This window comes from Kitasatospora sp. YST-16 (genome assembly GCF_026802215.1).
Lineage (GTDB): Bacteria > Actinomycetota > Actinomycetes > Streptomycetales > Streptomycetaceae > Kitasatospora > Kitasatospora cineracea.
The window spans coordinates 5615626-5637122 of the sequence record NZ_CP113837.1 but is presented as its reverse complement, the minus strand read 5'-3'; the positions used below and the strand labels follow the sequence as shown (position 1 = coordinate 5637122).

Below are 21497 nucleotides of genomic sequence, written 5' to 3'. Positions count from 1 at the left end.
AACCCCATACCGTCCAATATTCGGACACCGGGCAGGCAAAAGACCTAAACGATCTTTATGCGATGTGCTTAACATCCTCACGTTGCCATCGCACCGAGCCGCCAAGTCCGACTCGGAATCCGGGTGGCAAGTTCATGATCATTTCTTGGGAGGGGATCGTGCATGCCGAATCGCTGCGCACCGCTTGCGAGGACCTTCTGCTGCACCTTGACCTGCCTCATCGGTTCACAGAGGCCGAACTGATCGAGGCGGTCTCCGCCCGCGTTGGCCGGCGCATCGAGTGCGAGCCCAAGGCGATGCAGGAAAGTGACGGCTGCGGCCTGCGCCAGCGCTACGACGATCGCGAGGTCGTCTTCTACGAGCAGAGCGCGCCACCACTTCTGCGCCTGCAGATCATCGCCCACGAACTGGGCCACATCTTGTTCGACCATGCCGGCACCGTGAACCGGGCCGACTTCAAGACGGACGCCCAACTCGCGTCCGAGATCGACTGGATGGGCGCGCTCGGCATCTCGGCGCGCACTTCCTACAACACCCCCGAGGAGCAGGAGGCCGAGTTCCTCGGCTCTCTGCTGGTCTCGCGGATGGTCCGCGAACGCAAGACTCCCTCAACCCGCCCCGCCGCCGCCTCCGAGCGGTGGGCTGCCATGTACACCTAAGACGAGAGAACAGCGCCACCGTGATCTCCCTCATCACCTTCGGCCTGCCCGCCCTACTGCTCGCGGCTGCCGCCTTCTGGATGCGCCCCCGCCCCGACGGGGTGCCCAGACCGTCTAACGCCGTCTCGACGGCCGTACTGCTCGTCGCCTGGGCGATCGCCATCATCGGCTTCAACCCCGTGGTCCAGGACGCCGCCGACCTCGTAACCCGTGACCTCGCCAAGCTGATCAGCAACGCCTTGATGCTGTGTGCGAGCCTCGCCGTCGTCGGCTTCCTCTTCGCCCTCAACCACGACCCCGCGCCGGCCCGCGCCAAGCTGCGGCCTCGGCTGCGGCTGCTGGCCTTGACCGTCGCGGTGATGAGCGTGGCGTTCTTCTCCACCCCCGCCGACCGGCGGTGGAGCAGCCCCTTCACCAACACCCACTGGGGCCAGGCGCCCGTCACGCTCGCCGTGTACACCATCGCCTACGTCGCCTTCATGGGGCACGCCACCTACGACGCCCTCGTACAGACCTGGCGGCGCAGCACCGAGACAGACTGGCGTGTCCACAAGATCGGACTCAAGGCCGTTGCAAGCGGATGCTCCTTCGTCCTCGTCTACCTGCTCTACAAGGTCGTGAACTCCGCCGCGAGCCTCGCCCACGTCGAACTCTTCCCGGGAGGCCCGCGGTGCACCTCCCCGGTGACCCCCTACCGCTGTGCTTTCAGCTTCACGGCCCCGTTGACCGGCGTGCTGCTGATCACCGCTGGACTGACCGTGCCCGCGATGCTGTGGCCGCTGGCCAAGCGCAGGCTCACCGCTTGGCAGCGGCAGACCGCCCAGATCATGGCTCCCCTGTGGCAGGACCTCACCTCGGTGGACCCCGACGTCGTACTGGCCACCCTCGGCGACGACGCGGAACCCGACCTCGTCCTGCACCGCCGCACCGTCGAGATCGCCGACGGCATCCTCAGCCTTGAGGAGTACCGCTCCCGGGCGGTGCAGAGGGCCGCCGAGGAAGCCGTGGCCGACGCCGGCATCACCGGCATCGAGGCGGACGCCGTGGTCGAAGCAACGGTTGTCGCTGGCGCCATCCAGGCCGCTCGCTGGGGCGCTCGCGCCCAATACGACCCCGCGCCGCTGGCCGATCAGGGCTCCGCCCGCGAGGCGGACCTGGGGAAGGAGGCTGTCTGGCTACGGTTGGTGGCCGAGCAGTACACCTCGAACGAGATCGTCCACCGCATCGCCGCAGCGCACCAGCCCCCCGCGTTGGACGCGGCATAGGAGCGAGCACCATGGCCAGCCCCTTCTCCGACCCCGCCTTCTACCGCGACCGCTACCCCGTCTACGCCGCAATGCGGCAGAGGTGCCCCGTCGCGCAGGTGCCCGTGGGTGGCAGCTCGGGGACCGCGACCGTGGTCACCGGGTACGACCAGGCCCGGGCCGCACTCGCCGACCCCCGGCTGTCGAAGGACACCATTGCGTTCTTCGCCGACCGTCCTTCCGGGAGGGCGCTGCACCCGGCGCTGGCCAGCACCATGCTCAACAGCGACCCGCCCGACCACACGCGGCTGCGCCGCCTGGTCACCCGGGCCTTCACCCCGGCCCGCGTCCAGCAGCTGCGTCCGGCGGTGCTCGCTCTCGCTGAGGAACTGGTCGACGGCTGGTGTCCCGGCGACCGGGTGGACCTGATGGAGGGGCTGGCCGTACCGCTGCCGGGCACTGTGATCTGCCAGCTCCTCGGCGTCCCCGCCGCCGACCGTGAGAGGATCCGCCGTTGGTCGTCGGACCTGCTCGCCACCGGCGACCACGAGCGGATCGACGCCGCCTCCCACGCGCTGGCCGACTACATGGGCGGCCTCGCAGCGGCCAAGCACCGGGAACCCGACGCGGCACTGCTGTCCGCGCTGGTCGCCGTCCGCGACGAGGACGGCGACCAGCTCAGCGAACTGGAGCTGGTCTCCCTCTCGGTACTGCTCCTGGTCGCCGGCCACGAGACGACGACTGCAGCGATCGGAAACAGCGTCCTGGCTCTGCTCCAACACCCCGAGCAGCTCGCGCTGCTGCACGCCGATCCGGACCGGATCGCGGGGGCCGTCGACGAACTGCTGCGCTACGACTCCCCGGTCAGCATCGCGACCTGGCGGTGGGCACCGGCGGACTCACGGATCGGTGACGCGGAGGTGCCGGCAGGCAGCCCGGTCTTCGTCAGCCCCGGCGCCGCCAACCGCGACCCGGGCCGCTTCGCCGACCCGGACCGGCTCGACCTCGGTCGGCCCGACGCCCGAGCGCACCTGGCGTTCGGTCACGGCATCCACCGGTGTCTCGGCGCGCCCTTGGCCCAAGCCGAGGTCGAGATCGTTCTGCGCCTGTTGCTGGAGCGCTTCCCCGGCATGCGCCTGGCCGAGCCGGCCGAGCAGTTGCCGTGGCGGCACTCCAGGCTCGTACGCGGCCTGGAAGCACTACCCGTCCGGCTGTAGCCCGCTGCCGCCGCCCCGTCCGTGTGCCACAACGGCCCGCGGCGGGCCGACACGGGCCCGAACGCTGTCGCCCGGTCCTTCGGGGCCACCCTGGTGGACACGGGCGCACAGCGGGCTTCAGCGCCGCGAACTCGCCATCGCTGCACGCACCTTGGCCATGCCGCGCGCGGTCACCTGGGCACCATGCTCCTGGGCGACGTCGTTCCGGCCAGCGCCTCGGCAACTCCCGCACAGCCCCGGCTCGGGCAGCGGGTCGCGGCACAGCTCGCACTCCGCCAGCCGCTGTCGCAGAGCGGCGGACCGCCCAGCGGGCTTCTTCCGCTCCAACCTCGACCGCACCACCGCGATCGGGGAGTGCACCACCTCAGGCAGCCCTACGAGCAGCGCCTGTCGCAGCTCGTCCTGCGAGGCCCCGCGATCCATCCACTCCCGAACCAGCGGAGCGAGCGCCGCCGCCTCGGCGACACCCAGCGGCAGCCTCCGCTCCGGCCGTACTGCTCTCAGCAGGACGTTCACCGCCGCGAGCGACTCCTCGTCGAGGTCCTCCGGGCGCTCTGGAGGCACAGCACGGCGGAGCTGGGGAGTCTGTTCGGGAACGCTCTCCTCCCGCCCGCCCTCCTCGTCGGCCGGGCTCGCGTCCGCGAGCGGTGCCGTGTCCTCGCCGGAGGGGAGGGAGGGTTCTTTCACCAGGTCCTTTGGAAGGACGCCACGATCACCGCACTCCGGCTCACCGGAGCCCGGCGCAGTGGCACCCGGCAGCAGCCCCGTCTGCGGGCGATCGAAAACGTGCGCCTCGGAACGGACCCGGCCGTTCGGCAGACGGATGACCTCCACGCGGTAGTACCCCCAGGCCCGCAGCTCATCCAGGGCCGCCGCCAAGGTCTTGCGCCCCTGCGGGCTCGAGTCCGCCATCTGACGGCACGTCTCACGCCAGTCGTCCGGCCGGGACAGGAGATCCACCAGCAGCCCGCGGGCGGTGTAGCTCATGGAGCGGTTCTGCGCCAAGGCATTGGGAACGATCACGAAGTTGGACGGGTGCGGGCTACGGTGGATACGCAGGGAGAGCCTCCTCGGAACCGCGGCTGGACCAGTCCCAGCCGAGGGACGACGGACCATAGCCAGGAAGCTGGTGCAAGTGAAGCCAGCACGGAGCGACCTTGATCACATCGTGCACAAGGTCGTGCCGCCTCCGCAGACTTGACCTCCTGCCGAACAACTCGGCCGACAGCGCCCGCCCCCGGCTTTTGACAGCCTGCTCATTTCGATGGACAGGACACAAACGGCGAACTCGACGGTGGGGCGGTACGTCAGGATGGGGTGCCCTGGTGCCGGCCGAGCAGGCGATGGCTATACCAGGCAAAGCCCGTGACAAGGTTGAGGATGAGCATCACGGCCAGACACCTGATGTGCCAACGGGTCAGTAAATTAAGGATTCTGAGAAGCTCACCACCGGTACGGGTTGCCGCTCCCTACGCTGACAATGCAGCGCGGGTACCCAACGCCATGCCCTCCAGCAGTTGGCGCGCGGGGACGGCTCAAGCGCTGTGCGCATCGCCGGGCGGGGGCGACAAACCGAGAGGCAACGCATGAAGGAGGGGTGCCGTGTCCGCGAAAGCACCGTCGGTCGGCCTGGTCTCCGGCTACCTGCTACGGCTGGCCCGCGAGAGCATCCCGCTCACCCAGGAGGGCCTGGCCGAGGCCCTGCACCTGGACGTCGGCACCGTGCAGGGCTGGGAGTCCGGCCGCCGCCCGCTGCCCCACCTGCGCGCGGGCGACCACCTCGACCTGCGCCGCCGTCTGGCCCTGCTCGGCGCTGACCCGATGCTGCTCGCGCACAGCGGCGCGGCGCTGGACGCCGACCGCATCCTGGCCGCCGTCCTCGACCCGCCCGCCGAGACCGGCCGCCACCCGCTGGCCGGGTGGGTCCAGCCCCGCGACTCCGCCCTCCTGGTCGCCTGGGCGCTGCGCGGCACCCCGCCGCCGGCGCTGGCCGCCCACGCCTCTCGGCCCCGGCGCGGCCCGGCCCGCCCCGGCCCCCTGCTGCCCGCGGCCGACCGCGCCCGCTTCTTCACCAACCTGCGCGACACCGCCGAGCGCGCCACCGCCGACGATCACGGCAGGCTGCTGCACCGCCAGGCCCTCTACCTCGCCTCCTACGACACCGCGCCCGACGCCGCCGCCTGGTCGGAACAGGCCCTGCGCGGCATGCGCCCCGCGCTCGGCCGACGCGGCCACGGCCCCCGCTCCATCGAGGCCCGCACCGTCGCCACCGTCGCCGCCCGCCAGGGAGACCCCGACCAGCTAAGACACTTCATCTCCACCGCCCTGCTGGACGACGAGCACGGCGAACTCGCCAACCTCGCCTACTGGGCGCTGTGGCTCGGCGCGATGCCCGCCGACCGCACCGACGACACCTTCATGCACCACCCCGACCCGGCGAGCTGGGACCCGATCCGCCTCTACCGCGCCCTCGTCTCCTCCTTCCACCTCGCCCCCGGCACCGTCGACCTGTACGTCCACTCGATCAGCACCCTGCTCCACCTGCACCCGTGGCTGCCGCACGCAGCACCGGACGCCGCCCAGGCGTTCTACACCCTCACGCCTCAACTCCTCGACGGCACCCTGATCTCCCCGACGTCCCGCCGCGACCTGGACCGCCTGCGCTACGGTCGAATCGACGGGTGACGGATCGCCAGGAGGACCGCATGGCACACCAGCTCGACCATGAGGAAGCGGCCGGCATCGCCCGCCTGCTGTTCGAGACCGGCTCCCTACGCGCCCTGCCCCGCACCGGCTGGCGGCAGGACGGCATCCCGCTGACCGCCACCGAGACCGTCACCGAGCACAGCCACCGGGTCGCCGTCATCGCCGCCACCCTCGCCGCCCTGGAGGGCGCCGACCCCAACCGCACCGCCCTGCTCGGCACCCTCCACGACGTCCCCGAAGCCCGCACTGGCGACCTCACCCCCCTCACCCGCAAGTACGTCACCGCAGCCGACCCCCGCAAGGTCGTCGCCGACCAGACCGCGGCCGCCCACACCGCCGTCCAGTCCCTCTTCGCCAACGCGATCGCCGAGTTCGAGGAGGGCACCACCCCCGAGGCCCGCTGCGCCAAGGACGCCGACAAACTCGACTGCCTGCTGCGCGCCGCCGAGTACCGCGCCACGGGCATCCCCGCCGTGCAGGGCAAGATTGACCGCTGCCGCGCGGCCCTCACCACCGCCTCCGCCCAGCAGATCGCCGACGCCGCCCTCGCGCTCGACCACACCGACTGGCAGACCACACCAGCCTGACGTGCCCGGATTGCCCCTACGCCGCCGTGAGTTGTTTGGCCATGGCTCGGTTGACGAGCGGGTTGCGGCCGGGAGCGTAAGGGGGGATCGGCCGGTATCCGAGGTGTTCGTACAAGGCGAGCGCAGCCAGGTTGCGGCTGCCGGTTTCCAGGATGGCGCGTCGTGCGCCGTGTTCGTACGCCTGGCGCTCCAGGGCGCGCAGGACCCGGCTGCCCAGGGCGAGGCCACGGGCTGCCGGAGCGACGTACATACGCTTGATCTCGACGGTGGCGGGAGCGACCAGGTGCCAGCCGCCGCAGGCGAGTGCCTCGTCGTGGCCGTCCGGGCGGGCGAGGAGGAAGAGGCCGTTCGGCGGCGCGAAGAGTTCCGGCTCGGTGGCCGCCGGGTCGTCGGCGAAGCCGTACATGGCGGTCTGTTCCGCATGCAGGGCGTTGGTGAGGCGGCGGGCCTCCGGGTGGTCGTACGGGACGGCGGAGAGCACGGCGGCAACGGGGCGGGCAAGACCGGGCGGCGTCATATGCCCGATAGTGCCCTGTCCACTTGCTGCAGCGCATCCTTGCCGCTTGCCGACTTGATCCGGGTACCGGCGTGCCGACGGATCCTGAGCAGCAGGTTGCGGCAGCGCACGGACTGGACGTCAGGCAGGTGGGTGGTGAGTTTTCCGAAGGTGGCGAGGGTGGTCTCGGTGTCGTGGGCGAGGAGGTGTGCCCTGGCGAGGTGGACGCCGTGCAGGAAGGCGGAGCGGGTGTAGCCGGTGGTGGGGCCGTGCGCGGTGATCGGTGCCAGGAGGCTGTGCGCTTCCTCCAGCAGTCGGCGGCCCTTGGCACCGGGGTTGGCTGCGGCCAGCTCCACGAGGCCCTGCCCGCTCTCGGCGGCCACCTGGTCGGCGGTGAAGTAGTAGAGCGCCGGGGGGTCGTCGTCGCGGCGGTGTTCAAGGAACGCGCGGCAGCGGTCGGTGGCGGATCGGAAGGCGTCGATGTCGCCGGCGGCAGCATGGGCGGTGGCGAGCCGCCCCAGGGCGCGGGCCCGGACGGTGGGCAGGCTCTTGGCGGCTGTTTCGACGGCGATCTCGGCGAAGCGGATGGCGGCCGTGGGGTTGCCGGCCGCCGCGTGCTGGTAGGCGAGCATCCCGAGGACGTTGGCGACGGTGTCGTGGTCCGCGCTGGCCCGGGCGAGGCGGATCGCGAGCAGCTGGTAGCGCTGGCCCGAGGCCGAGAGGTCGGCGTCGAAGGCCATCCACCCGGCGAGCTGGGCGAGACCTGCAGCGGTTCGTAGGAGCCGGGTGCCGATGTCCGGCGTGTATCGGCTGTTCTGCAGGAGCGACAGCACTCCGTCGAGCGCGGTGCGGACGTACCGCTGGGAGATGGCACCTCCTCCGGTGGCGTCGTCGAGACGGCGCAGGTCGGCGAGGTGCGATTCCAGCAGCGTCATCATCGGCGGCAGCACGTGGTCGGTGCCGCTGTCGCGCCCGGTGCTCTGGGGCTGCTGCCGGTCGGCGTCCCAGACCGCGGTGAACAGGTCGCTGGACGGTCGCAGAGTCGCCTGGGATGCGGGGGAAGTCGCGTTCCAGGCGGTGGCGGTGGCCAGAACGGAGGCCAGCGAGCGGCGTCCGACCAGATTGTCAGTGACAGTCCGGTCATCCCTCTGGCCACGTTCCGGAATCCCCCAGAGCGTGGCCGGGGTGTAGGGCCGGCCGGTCCTCTCCGTCAGCACTGCGGCGGCCAGGCGGCGGACCGTCTCGGAGCGGGGCACCGAACCGCGGCTCCAGGCGTGGGCGACGGTGAGGTCGAGTCGTTGTTCGCCAAGGCCCGCGAGCCTTCCGTTGACCTCGCGGACCAGCTCGCGGGGCGACCAGTTGGCGTATCCAAGGGCCTGAGCCAGAACCGCTCCGGGGCGGTCGCAAGAGGGTTCCGCCTCGGCCCCTAGCTGGGAGTCTCCGAGCGTTGTCACCTGGCGACGGTACGTCAACCAGGCTGGTGCGTGCTCGAATTCGCGGCTTTTCACACCGACCGCGCGAAGTTCTCGACGCTCGCGGCTTCTGCCTCTGCCGACTGGCCGACGAAGGGTGTGTTCTTGTGCATCCGCGCGGCAGCGTCGGCGCGGAGGAACGCGAACCCGTACTCCCGGTGAGTGTTTCCCGACTTCGTTCATTTCTAGCGTAGTTGGCGCATCAGAGCCCCTCCCTGGCGCCGGAGCAAGTCAGACCGACCGATCTGCTGAGCAGTTGAGGTCTCGGCCCCGTTGCGGTCGGAGCGAGTCCTGCGAGGGCCCTCCGGCTCACATCTTGCGGAAGGAGAAACCCATGACAGCCTCTGTCAGGACGCGCAGCCCGGAGCTCGCGGCGGCGCCCTCGACGGCCACGCCGCAGGCGGCGGAGAGCGCGGTCGTCGCAGACCTGCGGGACAGCCGTTTCCAGACCCGGACCGACCTCGGCCAGCACTTCCTGCGTTCCCCGGCAGTAGCGGCGCGGCTGCTGGACCTGACGGGTCTGCGCCCCGGTGACGCGGTGCTGGAAGTGGGGGCGGGCCTGGGTACGTTGTCCGCCGCGGTCGCGCGGGCCGGTCACCCGATCTGGGCGGTGGAGAAGGACCCGCGGATGGCCGAGGCGCTGTGCGCGGCGCTCGAACCGTATGGCGACCGGGCCCGGCCGCTCCTGTCGGACGTCCGGGCGGTCGACCTCGACCGCGAGCTGCCCGTCGGCACGGTGTTCTTGTCGATCCTTCCGTTCGACTGGTCGCTGGCCTTCGGGATCGCCGCCCACGTGTTCGGCTCCTCCGTCAAGGTCGCGCGCGGCCTGGCCGTGCTGCCCGCGGCCACGGCCGACCACACCGCCGCCGGGGACTGGTTCGGTGCCGGCCTGCGGCTGGAGGAGGTCGACGGGATCTCGCGTCACGACTTCTGGCCCCAGGCGGCCGTCCCGCTGCGCGTCGTGTCGATCACGAGGTGCTGAGCGTGGACAGGGGACTGGGGACCAACACCGTGACGGTGGCGGCGACGGGCTGCTTCCACTCCGCGGTGCCGGACGGCGCGGGGATGCTGGCCGAGGTCCGGGTGCTGCGCGAGCAGGGCGCGCTGGTCGTGGACGTCGGCGACTTCTTCGGCGGCAGCGCCTTCCACGAGTACTCCCGGGGACGCACGGAGGAGCGGTTGCTCGCCGACCTCTACGACGCTGTGGTGCCCGGTAACCACGACCTGGCCGACCTGATGCGGCTGCACGAGCCCGAGCGGTTCCCGCCAGTGGTGTGCGCGAACCTGACCCCGCCGCCGGCCTTCGCCGGGCGGTGGGAGCGGGGGCTGCTGCTGGAGGCGGCCGGTCGGCGTATTGGGGTCGTGGGCGTGCTCGGGGCCCAGGCGTTCGGGGCGGTCCCGGTCGCCGAGCGGGACGGGTTCGTGTTCGAGGAGCCGACCCCGGCCCTGCTGGCCGCCGAGCGGGACCGGCTGCTGGAGGCGGGCGCCGAGGTGGTGGTCGGGCTGAGCCACAGCGGCTTCGAGGAGGACGTGGCGCTCCAGCTCGCCGGCGGCCCGCTGGAGATCGTGGTGGCCGGGCACTGCCACAGCCCGACGGGCCACTGGGCGATCCCGCCGCGGTACGTCGTCAAGCCGCCCGAGTGCGGTACCGGCCTGCTGCGGATCGAACTCGGCCAGGGCGAGCCCTCGTTCAGCATCGAGTACACCGGAGGCCGCGAGGCTCCGCGCGGGCTGGTGCCGCCTTACGTGCGGGAGGCGGTCGGCGCGTTCCGGGCCTGGGGCAGCGCGGTGATCGGCGACCTGGCCGTGCCGGTGGACGACCGGCGCCAGCTCGCCGAGCTGATCGCTGATCGGGGTCGGCGCGCGGCGGGTGCCGACGCCTTCGTCCTCAACCTCGCCACCTTGCGTACCGGCCTGCCCCGGCACGTCGACCGGCAGGCGCTCGTGGCCGCCGCACCCTTCGACACCGCCCTGGTCGTCCTGGACGGCCCGCGCACCGCCGAGCAGGTCGCCGCCCTGGCCGAGGCCCTGGGGGAAAGCCCCGTCACCGCCGGGACGACCGGCCGTCCGGGCACCGTCGCCACCACCGCATACCTGGCCGAGCGCCTCGGACTGCCGGCCAGGGCGCTCGATTCGCCGCGCACCCTGCGCGGCCTGCTCACCGAACACGTCAAGGAGGCATCGTGACCGATCTGCTGCCGCTGCCCGCCGCCGGTTTCCTCGACGGCCCCACCGCGCCGCGCGCCTTCGCCGAGCACATCACCGGCGAAGGCGACGGGCGGGTGCTGGTCGCCTTCGACCCGGCCGACCACCGTCTCAACCAGGAACTCGCGCTCGGCCTGTTGTCCGCGCTGGGCCCCGTGCTGGCCGTCTACCCGGTCGACGGCTGCTGGAGCAGCCTCCAGGTGCGCACCGAGGCCGACCCGGGCCGCACCCACGGCACCGGGGAGAACCAGCTGCACGTCGACCTGGTCGACCGCGACCTGATCCCGCGCTACATCGCGCTGTACTGCCAGCAGGAGGACCCGGCGGGCGGCGGGGCCTCGGCCCTGGCCGACCTGTGGGCGGCCGCCGCCGAACTCGGCGACGCCGAACGGGCGCTGCTCCAGCAGCCGGTCTTCTCCTACTGGACCGACCAGGGCGTGCACGGCGTCGGCGACCCGCTGGAGCGCTTCGCGGTCCTGCCCGAGCGGCTGGAGCCGGGCCTGCCGATCCGGTTCACCAGCAAGATGCGCCCGCACCTGCTGCGCGGCGAACTCGTGGAGGGCGCCGGCTCCGCCCGGCAGGAGACGGCCGCCGCGTTCGGCGCCCTCGCCGACGCGGCGCTGCGCCAGCGCACCACGGTCCGGCTCCGCCCCGGGCAGCTGCTCGTCTTCGACCAGCTGCGCTGGGCCCACGGCCGGATGCCGCTCGGCGAAGGCCAGGAGGCGATCGAGCCCGGACGGCGGCGGCTGCTGCGGCAGACCTACGTGCAGGGCGGTGTGCGGTGATCCTCACCGGCCCCGCCATCGCCGACGCGGTACAGGCCGGCCACATCACCATCGAGCCGTTCCTGCCGCAGTACACGAACCCGAACAGCCACGGCTACCGGCTCGGCGAGACGCTCAAGGTGTTCACCCGCACGCCCGTCGACCCGCGCACCAGCCCGCCGACCCGGACGATCACGATCCCGGCCCGCGGCTACCGGCTGCGGCCCGGCCGGGTCTACCTCGGCTCGACCGTCGAGCGCATCGGCTCCGACCGCTTCGTCACCAGCCTGATCGGCCGCTCCTCCGTCGGCCGCCTGGGGCTGTTCACCCAGATCTCCGCCGACCTCGCCCAGCTCGGCGCGGTCCACCGCTGGACGCTGGAGATCGTCGTCACCCAGCCGCTTCGGGTGTATCCGGGCATGGTCATCGGCCAGGTCTCCTTCTGGGACGCGGTCGGCGACCACATGCCCTACGGCGGGTACTACGGCACCCTCAGCGACCCCGCCCCGTTCGCTCCCCACGCCCTGGCCGGCAGCGCAGCCGTGCCCTTCCCGGAGGTGAGCGCCGCGTGATCCTCACCGGCCACCAGATCGGAGCGGAGGTCGAGGAGGGGCGGATCACCATCAGCCCCTTCGACACCTCGCTCCTGAGCCCCAACTCCTACGACTTCCACCTCAGTTCGGACATCGGCTGGTACCGGCGACGCTGGTGGGGCGGGCGCACCCTCGACTGCCGCCGGCCCAACCGGTTCGTGCGCTCCACCATCCCCGAGGAGGGCATGGTCCTGCGCCCCGGCCGGATCTACCTGGCCTCCACCGCCGAGACGATCGGCTCCGAGCATTTCGTGCCGATCATCCGGGCCCGCTCCTCCACCGCCCGCACCGGGTTGTTCGTCCACTGCACCGCCGACCTGATCGACCTCGGCTCGCTCGGCCGCCTGACCCTGCAGTTCCACGCCGTGCAACCGGTGAGGGTCTACCCGGGCCAGCGGATCGGCCAGGTGACCTTCTGGGTGCCCACCGGCCGGCGGGAGCTGTACAGCGGGAAGTACCAGGGCAGCACCCTGCCCGAGCCGTCGCAGATCTGGCGCGACTTCCAGAAGGAGGACGCCCGTGCAGCCGCCGCGTGAGCAGGTCGTCGCGGTGGTCGCGCACCCCGACGACGCCGAGCTGATGTGCTACGGCACCCTGCTCCGCTACCGGGAGCAGGGCGCGGCCGTCACCGTCGTCGTCGTCACCACCGGGGTCAACGGCGTCTCCCTCACCGACCGGGACCGAGGCGTCAGCCTCACCGGCCGGGAGCGGACGGGCGAATCCGCGGCCTCCTATGCCGGCAGCGGCATCGACCTCGTCACCCTGGGCTTCGCCGACGGCGCGCTGGCGCCCGACCGCGAACTGGTCTCCCGCATCGAGGCCGAACTCGCCCGCCTGGGCTGCACCGTCCTGATCACCCACAGCCTGCACGCCGGGCCCGACCACCAGGACCACCTCGCCGTCGCGCAGGCCGCCGTCAACGCCGCGACCCGGATCGGCACCTGCGCCACGATCCTGCACGGCCAGCCCCACGCCCCCCGGGGCGACTTCCACCCCACCGTCCTGGTGGACATCACCGACCTGCTCCCCGACAAGGTCAAGGCCCTCACCGCCCACCGCAGCCAGGCCGGCCGCTGGTACCTCGGCGAGGACTTCACCCGCCACCGCGCCGCCGCCGCCGGTTGGAGCCTCGCCCCGGTCCGTGCCGCCGCCGGTCGCCGCTTCGAGGCGTTCGAGACGTCCCTGATCACCCTGCTCGCCCCCGAGGAGGACCGGTGAACAACCGGCTCTACATCGAACAGCCGCCGTTCGCCCCGTGGTTGGGATTCTGCGAGGCCCTGTTTGCGTGCTCCACCGTCGCCCTGTACGACAACGTCCAGTACGAGGACGGCGGCTTCCAGAACCGCAACCGGATCAAGACCCCGGACGGCGTCAAGTGGCTGACCGTCCCGGTGGTCAAGAACCACGGCCAGCTGATCAAGGACGTGCGGATCGCCGACGCCTTCGACCCGGACAAGATCCTCCGGCAGGTGCGGCTCGCCTACGGCCGCAGCCGCCACCTGGACGAAGTCCTGCAGGTCCTCGCCCCGGTGCTCGGCGCCGGGCACCGGTGGCTGCTCGACCTCAACCTCGACCTCACCGCGGGCCTGGCCGCCGCCCTCGGCGCGCCCGCCCGACTCACCCTCACCTCCCGGCTCCCGATCGAGCCGACGGCCGACCGCACTGGCCGGATCGTGCGCATCTGCCAGGCCGCCGGGGCCGACGAGCTGTGGGCCGGCTCCGGCACCCGCGGCTACCTCGACCCCGCCGACCTCGCCGCAGCCGGCATCGCCGTCACCTGGAACGAGTACCTGCCACGGCACCCGGTCTACGAGCAGGCGTGGCCCCAACAGGGCTTCACGCCGAACCTGTCCGTCCTCGACACCGCCAGCGCGATCGGCTGGGCCGGCACCTCCGCCCTGCTGCGCACCGGCCTCACCACCTACCTCGACTCCCTCCAGCAGGAAGGACAACCCGCATGAGCACCGCCGCCCGGCCGCGGATCACCACCGGCATCGACCTGCCGCTGGCACCCTCCTGCGGCTCCATGATCTTCTGCTCCGACCTGTACCGGGAGATGGCCGACCGCGCCCGCACCACGTTCCTCGCACTCCCGCCCGCCGACCCCGCCTGGCAGCACGGCTTCGAGGAGACCGTCCTCGCCGCCGCCACCAAGGCCCCCTACGGGCCCGGCTTCGCCGCCTACGTCGACGCCCTGACCGCCGAGGTCCGCCAGCACCTCGACCGGGCCCGCCCGCACGTCATCCACGCCCAGCACCTCGGCTTCGGCCTCTCCCTCGCCTTCGTGCGCGCCGCCCAGGGCACCCCGGTCGTCGCCATCGCCCACGGCACCGACGTCATCGCGGCCGACGCCGACCCGCTCGCCCGCGACGTCCTCACCGAGATCGTCGCGGGCGCGACCACCGTCGTCACCCCCAACCAGGCCCTCGCCGAGCGGATCGGCGACCTGACCGGCCACCGCTACCGCGACAAGACGGCCCTCGTCCCCTGGGGCATCCCCCTTGCCCGCGCAGCCCGCACCGCGCCGGCCACCCACGCCGACACCCGCCCGCTGCGGCTGCTGCACGCCGGCCGCCTGGACGCCAACAAGTCCACCCGCACCGCCGTCGAGGCGATGGCGCTCACCGAACACCGGCACGAGCTGACCGTCATCGGCAGCGGCCCCGAGCAGGACAACCTCCAGCAGCAGGCCCGGGAACTCGGCCTCACCGGCCGCGTCCGCTTCGAGCCGTTCGCGCCCCGCGGCACCCTGTGGGAGCGCTTCGCCGACTTCGACGCCTTCGTGTTCACCACCTCCGGCCTGGAGGCGTTCGGCCTGGTCGCCATCGAGGCCCAGGCCCACGCCCTGCCCGTCATCTACTCCGACGTCGCCGGGATGACCCAGACCCTCGGCTCCGCCGGCCTGCCCTACACCCCCGGCGACGCCGCCGACCTCGCCCAGGCGATCGACAAGCTCGCCGCCGACCGCACGCTGCGCACCGAGCTGAGCACCGCGGGCCTGGCCAACGCCTCCTGCTACGGCATCGTCCACAGCGCCCACCGCCTCGACCAGATCACCCGCGACGCGATCGGAGCCGCCGCGTGACCACCGCACCAGCCCCGCTGTTCGCATCCCGGCTGTTCCCCGCACCCCGCCCCCGCGCCACCGACCCCACCGCCCCCACGAAGGACCTGCTCGAACACCTCGGCCTCGTCGGCCGCACCGACACCACCGGCGTGCACACCCTGCTCCCGCTCGGCCTGCGCGTACGCGACCGGCTCGACCGCATCACCCGGGACGCCTTCGAACGCAACGGATTCAACAGCCTCGCCCTGCCCACCCTGCAGAGCCGGACCCTGTGGGAGGAATCCGGCCGGTGGGAGGTCTACACCGCCGAGGGCGCGCTGGTCACCACCCGCGTCGGCGGCGCCGACATGTGCCTCGCGCCGACCTCCGAGGAGATGGCCACCGCCACCGTCCGCTCCCACCTGCGCTCCCACCGCGACCTGCCGGTGCGCCTGGCCCTGAACACCACGAAGTTCCGCGACGAACTCTCCCCCCGCGGCGGCCTGATGCGCGGACGGGAGTTCACCATGGCCGACGCCTACACCTTCGATCCCGACCGCGCGGGCATGCTGGAGTCGATCCGCCTGCTCAACCAGTCCTGCACCGAAGCCCTCACCGGCATCGGCCTGCACGGCGTCTTCCAGGCCCCCGCCGACGGCGGAGCCATCTCCGCCGGCCCGACCACCGAACACCTCCTCCTCGCCGACTTCGGCCAGAGCAGCATCCTCGCCTGCGACCACTGCGGCCACCGCGGCGACGGCACCGTCCTGACCGCCGCCTTCCCCCGCACCGCCCCCCGCAGCGAGCCCGTCGTCAACGTCATCGTCTTCGCCGTCACCGGCCCGGACAACGCCACCCGGCCCACCGCGGTCTGCATCCGCTCCGATCTGACCATCAGCGTCCGCAAGCTCACCGCCGCCCTCGGCCCCGGCCACCACGTCGAACTCCTCGACCCCGACGAGCTGCCCGCCCTGCTCGGGAAAGCCGCCGGCACCCTCACCCCCTGGGACTGCGCGGGAATCGACGTCCTCCACGACCTCTCCGTCACCCACCTGGAGAGCTTCACCATCGCCGACGGGCCCGACAGTCTGCGCACTGGAGCATCGTGGACCGGCGCCACCGGCCTTGCGCCGCTGCCCCTGTACCCCGCCGACGTCCACACCGCCGCCGACGGCCTCGACTGCGGGCGCTGCCCCCGCGGCCGCTACCTGGCGACCGAAGCCGTCGAGGTCGCGCACGTCTTCGAACTCGGCACCCAGTACTCCGGCAAGATGCGCCTGACCTTCACCGACGAGAGCGGCATCCAGCGCACCCCCTACATGGGCTGCTCCGGGATCGGCCTCACCCGCTGCATCCAGACCCTGGCCGGCGTCCACCGGGACGCCGACGGCCTGCGGTGGAAGCCCGGCACCGGCCCCGCCGACGTCCACCTCGTCGTCCTGCGCTCCGACCAGGCCGAGCAGCAGGAACGCACCGGCCGCACCGTCCGCCGGCTCCAGCAACTCGGGCTGCGCATGCTCGTCGACGACCGGCCCCTGCCCGCGGGGGAGAAGTTCCACTACGCCCAGGCGCTCGGCGTGCCCACCGCCCTCGTGCTCTCCCCCCAGCGCGCGGACGGGGAGCTGGAGGCCATCGACCGCTGGACAGGCCGCCGCAGCCCCATCACCTCCGACCAGCTCCACACCCTGCTGAGGAGCGCCGCCTGACCTGACCGCCGACCACGGGGATTCCGGCACCGGAAAAGAAAGGCCCGGTGCCGGAATTGGCATGCCAAAATTCGCCTGAAATAGCTTGAGGATTGGTCATTGACGACCCCATCGGGAATGCGCTAGCGTTTCTTTCATTACGGGCTGGAGCTCAACGGAAAGAGCATGGCATAAGTGTTGCCAAGGAGCTGGTTCGAACCCAGCCAGCCCGACCACTGCCCCGCCGCCGTCCGGCGGCCGAAGGCGCGTCGCCCCGAGCCTGGCTGCTGGCCCGGGGCCGCAGGTTTCACGACCCGCCGCCGCCACCCCCGCCCCGGGGCGTGAATTTCTCCCGGAAATATGGCGAATGGATTCCCCGGAGTGGGTCCGATTTTCCAAAAGCCTGCTACGCTCCACCGCGTGAATCGGAAAATTGGAATCACCGGCGGCGCGAGCGCCGGTCACGTCGTCCCCGCCCTGGCCGTGGCCGCCGAACTGCGGCGCGCGGAATGCGAACTCGTCTATTTCGGCCGAGCCGGAAGCATCGAAGCGGACCTCGCGGCGAAGGCCGGCATCCGGCTCGCGGCCGTCCCCTCGGCGGGCCTGCAGCGCTTCCGCTCCTGGAGCAACCTCGCCATGCCGCTCACCGTCGCCCGCGGGATCTTCGCCGCCTGGCGGGCGATGCGGCGCGAGAGGCCCGACGTCGTCTTCTCCAAGGGCAGCTACGTGTCGGTGCCGGTCGGGATCGCCGCGTGGCTCACCCGCATCCCCCTGGCCATCCACGAGTCCGACCACACCCTCGGCCTGGCCAACCGCATCCTCGCCCGCGTCGCCACCACCGTCTTCCTCGCCGAGGACACCCCCGGCTTGCCCCGGTGGCTCAGCCGCAAGACGGTGGTCACCGGCCTTCCCCTGCGCGACGACCTCGCCGACGGCCGGCCCGAGGACTTCCGCGCCCGCCTGGGCATCCCCACCGGGCCGCCGGTGCTGCTCGTCTTCTGCGGCAGCAGCGGATCCCAGCGCGTCAACGAGGCCGTGCGCCGCCAACTCGGCGGCCTAACCCGGCACTTCTCTGTCGTCCACATCTGCGGGCGCGGCAACCTCGACCCCGCCCTGGCCTCCACGCCCGGCTACTGGCAGCAGGAGTACCTGCACGACGACATGGTCGACGCCCTCACGCTCGCCGACCTCGTCATCGGCCGCGCCGGAGCGACCACGCTGGCCGAGCTGCACGCGCTGGCCAAGCCCGCCGTCCTCGTCCCGCTGCCGGCCTCCGTCAGCCGCGGCGACCAGCTCGACAACGCGAAGGCGTACGCCCAGCACGCCACCTGCCTCGTCGTCGCCGACGAGGAGATGGCCGACGGGACCCCCCTCCTGCATGCCTGCGAGCAGTTGCTGCCTGCGCTCGGCGGTGCCCGCCGCCGCCCCGACCCCGAAGCTGTCCGCCGTACCGCCCGGGAAATCGCCGCCCGGACGATCGCCCTCACCCGCCCGCGCGGCCGGCACGCCAGCTGAACCGCCCCGGACTCAGACCAGGCCCTCCGGGAGGTCGCCCCGGTACAGCACGTGCACGTGCAGGTGCTTCGACTCCTGGTACGCGCCCTCGTTCGTCACCACGCACGCCGCCCCGTACTCCTCGCGCACCCGCGCCGCCACCATCCGCACCACCCGGAAGACGTCGGCCAGGTCCTCCTCCGTGCCGTCGCCCAGGTTCACCAGCGACGGGATGTGCCTCTTCGGGACGACCACGACGTGTACCGGGTAGGAGGGCTTCGTGTGCTCGAACGCGAGCACCGTGTCGGTCTCCTCCACCACCTTTACCGGTGTACGACCGCTCAGGGCCTCGTCGCAGTAGAAGTCCGAAACCTTGGGAGTCTGGGGCGCTGAAGTCGTCACGATGCACCTGTCCTTGGGGCTGCGGCCATACCGAGCAGGGAGCGCCGGAGATGCCGCAGCCGTTGAAGTTGGCCTACAGGCAAACCAGCGTAGCTTCGACGGCTGACGAGGGATCAGCTTCCGTCGCTCTTGTGATGATCCGTCGAATTCGGCATGCGGCTCAACGCCTTCCAGCCCGCTCGTGTGAAAGCGGAGCCCTCCTGCCGGGGAGGGCTCCGCTTTCACACGAGCGGGCTGGACTGGGGTACGTCACCCCCAACCGGATAGTTCAGCTCCGGCGTCGATCGGAGGGGTGACCCCCGTCAGCTCTTGCGCTCGTTTGGCGAGCGGGCCCCCGAGTTCTGGGTACCAACCGCGGGCCACGGCTTGGAGCATCTCGGCTAGGGCCGACAGTTCGCCGATCCGGCCGGCCGGGGTGTCGAGGGTGTCGCGGAACTCATACCGGACGCGGGCGGCGGTGTCGGGGACGAGGAGGCTGTTGGCGTGGAGCAGCCCGGCGTCGAAGCCGAACGGGACGCGGCCCCAGCGTTCCCAGTCGATGATGGTCAGGGTGGGACCGGCCAGGTTGGCCCAGTGGAGGTCTCCGTGGCCGGTCACCCGATGGATAGTCGTCGGCGCGGGGATGCCGAGGAACTGCGGGAACGCCCTCTCGATCCAGGCGTCTCGGACGGTGGTCCGGACGCCGTCGGCGGCGGCCAGGTCCTCGACGGCGCGGCGGAGGTTGTCCCACCAGCTGTCGGAGAGGCGGGGGTTGGTGGGCAAGTCGGGGCGGGAGGAGACGATCGGGTCGGTGATGTGGTCGAGGAGGTCGGCCTGGTAGCCGTGCTCCCCGTCCGTCCAGTCGTGGATGCCGTGCAGGCGCGGCCGGGGGATGTTCGCGGGAAGGAGTGCGTCTGCTCCGGCGATGCCGTGCCCGGGCGTCCGGGTGCTGGTCGGTGAGGTGGCGGCGACGCGCAGCCAGTGGATGCCGGCGCGGCGACCGATGGTGCTTCCGGCGAAGCCCCAGACGGGGTCACCGGTGCAGGTCACGCCGAAGTGGGTGGCAGCGGTCGCGTGCGCGGCTTCCATCCGCACCCTGGTTGATTCGTCAGGCAACTGCACGGATCACGCTCCTGAGCTGGTCGGGTCGAGATGCAACGGCCGAGCGACGAAGGATGTGACGGCAGCAGCGACGTTGCCGGCCTGGCCACCGGTTGGGGCTCTCTGATCCTCGGATTGTCCGCCACGGCACGGGCTGCGAGGGTTCGCCGTTACGGAACAACCATGGACTGCTATCCGTCGGCGCGTGGCTTCCGCATCGGGCAGCGCTCGATATTCATCAAGGAATATGGCCGCGCGCGGTTGGGGGTGATGATGAGCGCCCAGCGCGAGGCCATCCCGTAGGCAGTCCAGGAACGGTCAGGCCGTCATGCGGATGGGCTCCGCTTCCCGATCACCTCCGGCCCCGGTTCGGAGGCAAGGAAGGAGCGAAACGTGATGGACAAACCGACGAGCCCCGCCGAGCAAGGCAGCGGGCTGCTGCTCGCGGTCGAGGAGCTGGGCGCCGTCCACGACCGGTACGACAGCCTCCGGTCGGACAACGCGGGTTCCGGCGGCGACGACCCGTGGCCGGGTGGCGACGGCAACCTGCACGAGAGCGCGTGAACGGCCGGTCGGCGGGCGAGCGTCCTCCGCTCGCCCGCCGACCGGTTGCGTCCGGGGAAGCAGACCAAGGGGAGGTTCGGGTGGAGCACGGGTTGATCAGCGCGGTCGAAGCGGCGCTGGGGTGGAGAGGGCCAGGGGCGATCGGGGAGCGGTTCGCGCGCGGCAGCACGGGGAGCGCGAACCTCGGGGAGCGGCTGCTCACTCCGCAGCGACTGCTCGACCTGGTGATGCGGCGGAGCCTGCAACGGCCGCAGTTCCGGGTGTTCCAGAAGCAGGTGGAAGTCCACCCGGCGGTGTACTACACCGACAGCGTCAGCCCCCGGGGGCAGAGCATCTCTATGGTCAACATGAACGCGCTGGGGCGGCTGCTCGGCGAGGGCGCGACGCTGATCCTCGACCAGGCGAACGTCGCGGACCCCACCTTGGAGGTGGCATGCCGTGCGCTGCAGTGGTGGAGCGGTGAGCGCGTCCAGGTGAACGTCTACTGGACCACCGGCGAGGCGCAGGGCTTTCCGCTGCACTGGGACGATCACGACGTCCTCGTGGTGCAGTTGGCGGGTGAGAAGGGCTGGGAGGTCCGCGGGACCTCGCGCGTGGCGCCGATGTACCGGGACTCCGACCCCAACGCCACGCCGCCCGAGGACGTGCTGTGGTCGGGCGTGCTGCGCGCCGGCGAGGTGATGCACATCCCGCGCGGCCACTGGCACCAGGCGACCAGGACCGGGCACGGTGAGGCCGGGCATTCCCTGCACGTCACGTTCGGCATCACCAAGCGCACCGGTGCCAGCTGGATGGCGTGGCTGGCGGACTGGTGTCGCGATCGGGAGGTCTTCCGGCACGACCTCGACCGCACCCCGGATGCCGACCACAGCGAACTGGTCACCGCGGCACAGGCACTGGCCGCCGAGCGTCGGCCAGCGGAGTTTCTCGCGGCGTACGAGCGTGCGGCCGGTCCGGCCCGGCAGGTCCCGTACCTGGAGGTCTTCGGTCCGCTCACCGGGGCGGTGTGCACCACCAACTTCCGCCCCGAGATTCGGACAGTCGGCAGCACGGTGGAGGTGCTCGCCGCCGGGCAGCGGCTCGTCTTCGCCGCCAAGGCGGAGGCGGCCCTGCGCGTCCTGCTCAGCGGACACCCGGTGGTCCTGTCCGATGCCGAGACCGTCGTGGGAACCGAGGTGCACGAGGTGGCCGCCCTGCTGGTGAAGGAGAAGGTTTGCGCGCCGCTGACCGACGAGTTGTCCTCGGGCTACACCGGTCTCGTCACGAACGCCACGTCCTGACCG

General features: G+C 71.8%; 22 protein-coding genes and 1 tRNA gene. 18 read left to right on the top strand and 5 right to left on the bottom strand.

The genetic code is table 11. The features are described 5' to 3' along the window. The first annotated feature begins 134 nt into the window (after positions 1-134). Genes OU787_RS25575 through OU787_RS25565 form a run of 3 tightly spaced genes read left to right on the top strand, consistent with a single transcriptional unit; the run spans position 135 to position 3120 of the window. The gene (locus OU787_RS25575; protein ID WP_268660668.1) at positions 135-659 is read left to right on the top strand and encodes an ImmA/IrrE family metallo-endopeptidase; all 525 of its coding nucleotides are present in this window, start codon (positions 135-137) and stop codon (positions 657-659) included. Next, complete coding sequence (locus OU787_RS25570; RefSeq protein WP_268660667.1) at positions 638-1924, top strand: MAB_1171c family putative transporter; 1287 nt, start codon at positions 638-640, stop codon at positions 1922-1924. Before OU787_RS25575 ends, OU787_RS25570 begins: the two co-directional genes overlap by 22 nt. A gap of 11 nt (positions 1925-1935) precedes the next feature. Continuing rightward, entirely contained in the window at positions 1936-3120 is a 1185-nt protein-coding gene (locus OU787_RS25565) for a cytochrome P450 family protein (RefSeq protein WP_268660666.1), read from the top strand. A gap of 117 nt (positions 3121-3237) precedes the next feature. Here OU787_RS25565 and OU787_RS25560 read toward each other — a convergent pair whose 3' ends face one another. Next, a complete protein-coding gene (locus OU787_RS25560) occupies positions 3238-4107 on the bottom strand; it encodes a hypothetical protein (RefSeq protein WP_268660665.1) in 870 nt (289 codons plus the stop codon). Between the two features lie 615 nt (positions 4108-4722). Between OU787_RS25560 and OU787_RS25555 the strand changes: the two genes are divergently transcribed. Both OU787_RS25555 and OU787_RS25550 read left to right on the top strand, forming a co-directional pair. Then, positions 4723-5805 (top strand): helix-turn-helix domain-containing protein, encoded by a 1083-nt coding sequence (locus OU787_RS25555; protein ID WP_268660664.1) that lies wholly within the window; start codon positions 4723-4725, stop codon positions 5803-5805. 20 nt (positions 5806-5825) lie between these two features. Next, positions 5826-6413, top strand: a complete 588-nt coding sequence (locus OU787_RS25550) for an HD domain-containing protein (protein ID WP_268660663.1) — start codon at positions 5826-5828, stop codon at positions 6411-6413. Positions 6414-6429: 16 nt separating this feature from the next. Here the strand turns inward: OU787_RS25550 and OU787_RS25545 are convergent, their stop codons facing one another. Beyond that, positions 6430-6930 carry a GNAT family N-acetyltransferase gene (locus OU787_RS25545; protein WP_268660662.1) on the bottom strand — a complete coding sequence of 167 codons (501 nt, stop codon included), beginning with the start codon at positions 6928-6930 and terminating at the stop codon, positions 6430-6432. Beyond that, a complete protein-coding gene (locus OU787_RS25540; RefSeq protein ID WP_268660661.1) occupies positions 6927-8165 on the bottom strand; it encodes a hypothetical protein in 1239 nt (412 codons plus the stop codon). The genes OU787_RS25545 and OU787_RS25540 overlap by 4 nt, the downstream gene beginning before the upstream one ends. Positions 8166-8715: 550 nt before the next feature. Between OU787_RS25540 and OU787_RS25535 the strand changes: the two genes are divergently transcribed. The 11 genes from OU787_RS25535 to OU787_RS25485 all read left to right on the top strand — a co-directional run bounded on the left by OU787_RS25535 (position 8716) and on the right by OU787_RS25485 (position 18189). Continuing rightward, positions 8716-9363 (top strand): rRNA adenine N-6-methyltransferase family protein, encoded by a 648-nt coding sequence (locus tag OU787_RS25535; protein WP_268660660.1) that lies wholly within the window; start codon positions 8716-8718, stop codon positions 9361-9363. Between the two features lie 2 nt (positions 9364-9365). Continuing rightward, a complete protein-coding gene (locus OU787_RS25530; protein ID WP_268660659.1) occupies positions 9366-10568 on the top strand; it encodes a metallophosphoesterase in 1203 nt (400 codons plus the stop codon). Then, positions 10565-11371 carry a TauD/TfdA family dioxygenase gene (locus OU787_RS25525; protein WP_268660658.1) on the top strand — a complete coding sequence of 269 codons (807 nt, stop codon included), beginning with the start codon at positions 10565-10567 and terminating at the stop codon, positions 11369-11371. The genes OU787_RS25530 and OU787_RS25525 overlap by 4 nt, the downstream gene beginning before the upstream one ends. Further along, a complete protein-coding gene (locus tag OU787_RS25520) occupies positions 11368-11922 on the top strand; it encodes a dCTP deaminase (protein ID WP_268660657.1) in 555 nt (184 codons plus the stop codon). Before OU787_RS25525 ends, OU787_RS25520 begins: the two co-directional genes overlap by 4 nt. Continuing rightward, the gene (gene dcd / locus OU787_RS25515; protein WP_268660656.1) at positions 11919-12479 is read left to right on the top strand and encodes a dCTP deaminase; all 561 of its coding nucleotides are present in this window, start codon (positions 11919-11921) and stop codon (positions 12477-12479) included. Before OU787_RS25520 ends, dcd begins: the two co-directional genes overlap by 4 nt. Beyond that, entirely contained in the window at positions 12463-13161 is a 699-nt protein-coding gene (locus tag OU787_RS25510; RefSeq protein WP_268660655.1) for a PIG-L deacetylase family protein, read from the top strand. The genes dcd and OU787_RS25510 overlap by 17 nt, the downstream gene beginning before the upstream one ends. Continuing rightward, positions 13158-13904: a WbqC family protein gene (locus OU787_RS25505; protein ID WP_268660654.1), complete on the top strand. Its 747-nt coding sequence runs from the start codon at positions 13158-13160 to the stop codon at positions 13902-13904. Before OU787_RS25510 ends, OU787_RS25505 begins: the two co-directional genes overlap by 4 nt. Continuing rightward, a complete protein-coding gene (locus tag OU787_RS25500) occupies positions 13901-15028 on the top strand; it encodes a glycosyltransferase family 4 protein (RefSeq protein ID WP_268660653.1) in 1128 nt (375 codons plus the stop codon). Before OU787_RS25505 ends, OU787_RS25500 begins: the two co-directional genes overlap by 4 nt. Further along, positions 15025-16695, top strand: a complete 1671-nt coding sequence (locus tag OU787_RS25495) for a proline--tRNA ligase (RefSeq protein ID WP_268660652.1) — start codon at positions 15025-15027, stop codon at positions 16693-16695. The genes OU787_RS25500 and OU787_RS25495 overlap by 4 nt, the downstream gene beginning before the upstream one ends. 140 nt (positions 16696-16835) lie before the next feature. Next, a tRNA-Thr gene (locus tag OU787_RS25490) sits at positions 16836-16910 on the top strand. Positions 16911-17094: 184 nt separating this feature from the next. Next, positions 17095-18189, top strand: coding sequence for a UDP-N-acetylglucosamine--N-acetylmuramyl-(pentapeptide) pyrophosphoryl-undecaprenol N-acetylglucosamine transferase (locus OU787_RS25485; protein ID WP_268660651.1), 1095 nt, complete (start codon positions 17095-17097; stop codon positions 18187-18189). Between the two features lie 12 nt (positions 18190-18201). Here the strand turns inward: OU787_RS25485 and OU787_RS25480 are convergent, their stop codons facing one another. Together OU787_RS25480 and OU787_RS25475 are read right to left on the bottom strand one after the other, a co-directional pair. Then, a complete protein-coding gene (locus tag OU787_RS25480) occupies positions 18202-18570 on the bottom strand; it encodes an HIT domain-containing protein (RefSeq protein ID WP_268660650.1) in 369 nt (122 codons plus the stop codon). 249 nt (positions 18571-18819) lie between these two features. Beyond that, positions 18820-19671 (bottom strand): hypothetical protein, encoded by an 852-nt coding sequence (locus OU787_RS25475; protein WP_268660649.1) that lies wholly within the window; start codon positions 19669-19671, stop codon positions 18820-18822. 375 nt (positions 19672-20046) lie between these two features. On the opposite strand from OU787_RS25475, the gene OU787_RS25470 reads away from it, so the two are divergent. Both OU787_RS25470 and OU787_RS25465 read left to right on the top strand, forming a co-directional pair. Beyond that, the gene (locus tag OU787_RS25470; RefSeq protein ID WP_268660648.1) at positions 20047-20214 is read left to right on the top strand and encodes a hypothetical protein; all 168 of its coding nucleotides are present in this window, start codon (positions 20047-20049) and stop codon (positions 20212-20214) included. 80 nt (positions 20215-20294) lie between these two features. Next, positions 20295-21494, top strand: coding sequence for a JmjC domain-containing protein (locus tag OU787_RS25465; protein WP_268660647.1), 1200 nt, complete (start codon positions 20295-20297; stop codon positions 21492-21494). Positions 21495-21497: the final 3 nt, after the last annotated feature.

Coding starts and splice junctions, on each gene's coding strand:
- OU787_RS25545 (WP_268660662.1), bottom strand. CDS start 6,930: ATGACGCCGCCCGGTCTTGCCCGCCCCGTTGCCGCCGTGCTCTCCGCC.
- OU787_RS25565 (WP_268660666.1), top strand. CDS start 1,936: ATGGCCAGCCCCTTCTCCGACCCCGCCTTCTACCGCGACCGCTACCCC.
- OU787_RS25575 (WP_268660668.1), top strand. CDS start 135: ATGATCATTTCTTGGGAGGGGATCGTGCATGCCGAATCGCTGCGCACC.
- OU787_RS25500 (WP_268660653.1), top strand. CDS start 13,901: ATGAGCACCGCCGCCCGGCCGCGGATCACCACCGGCATCGACCTGCCG.
- OU787_RS25535 (WP_268660660.1), top strand. CDS start 8,716: ATGACAGCCTCTGTCAGGACGCGCAGCCCGGAGCTCGCGGCGGCGCCC.
- OU787_RS25470 (WP_268660648.1), top strand. CDS start 20,047: ATGGACAAACCGACGAGCCCCGCCGAGCAAGGCAGCGGGCTGCTGCTC.
- OU787_RS25550 (WP_268660663.1), top strand. CDS start 5,826: ATGGCACACCAGCTCGACCATGAGGAAGCGGCCGGCATCGCCCGCCTG.
- OU787_RS25560 (WP_268660665.1), bottom strand. CDS start 4,107: ATGAGCTACACCGCCCGCGGGCTGCTGGTGGATCTCCTGTCCCGGCCG.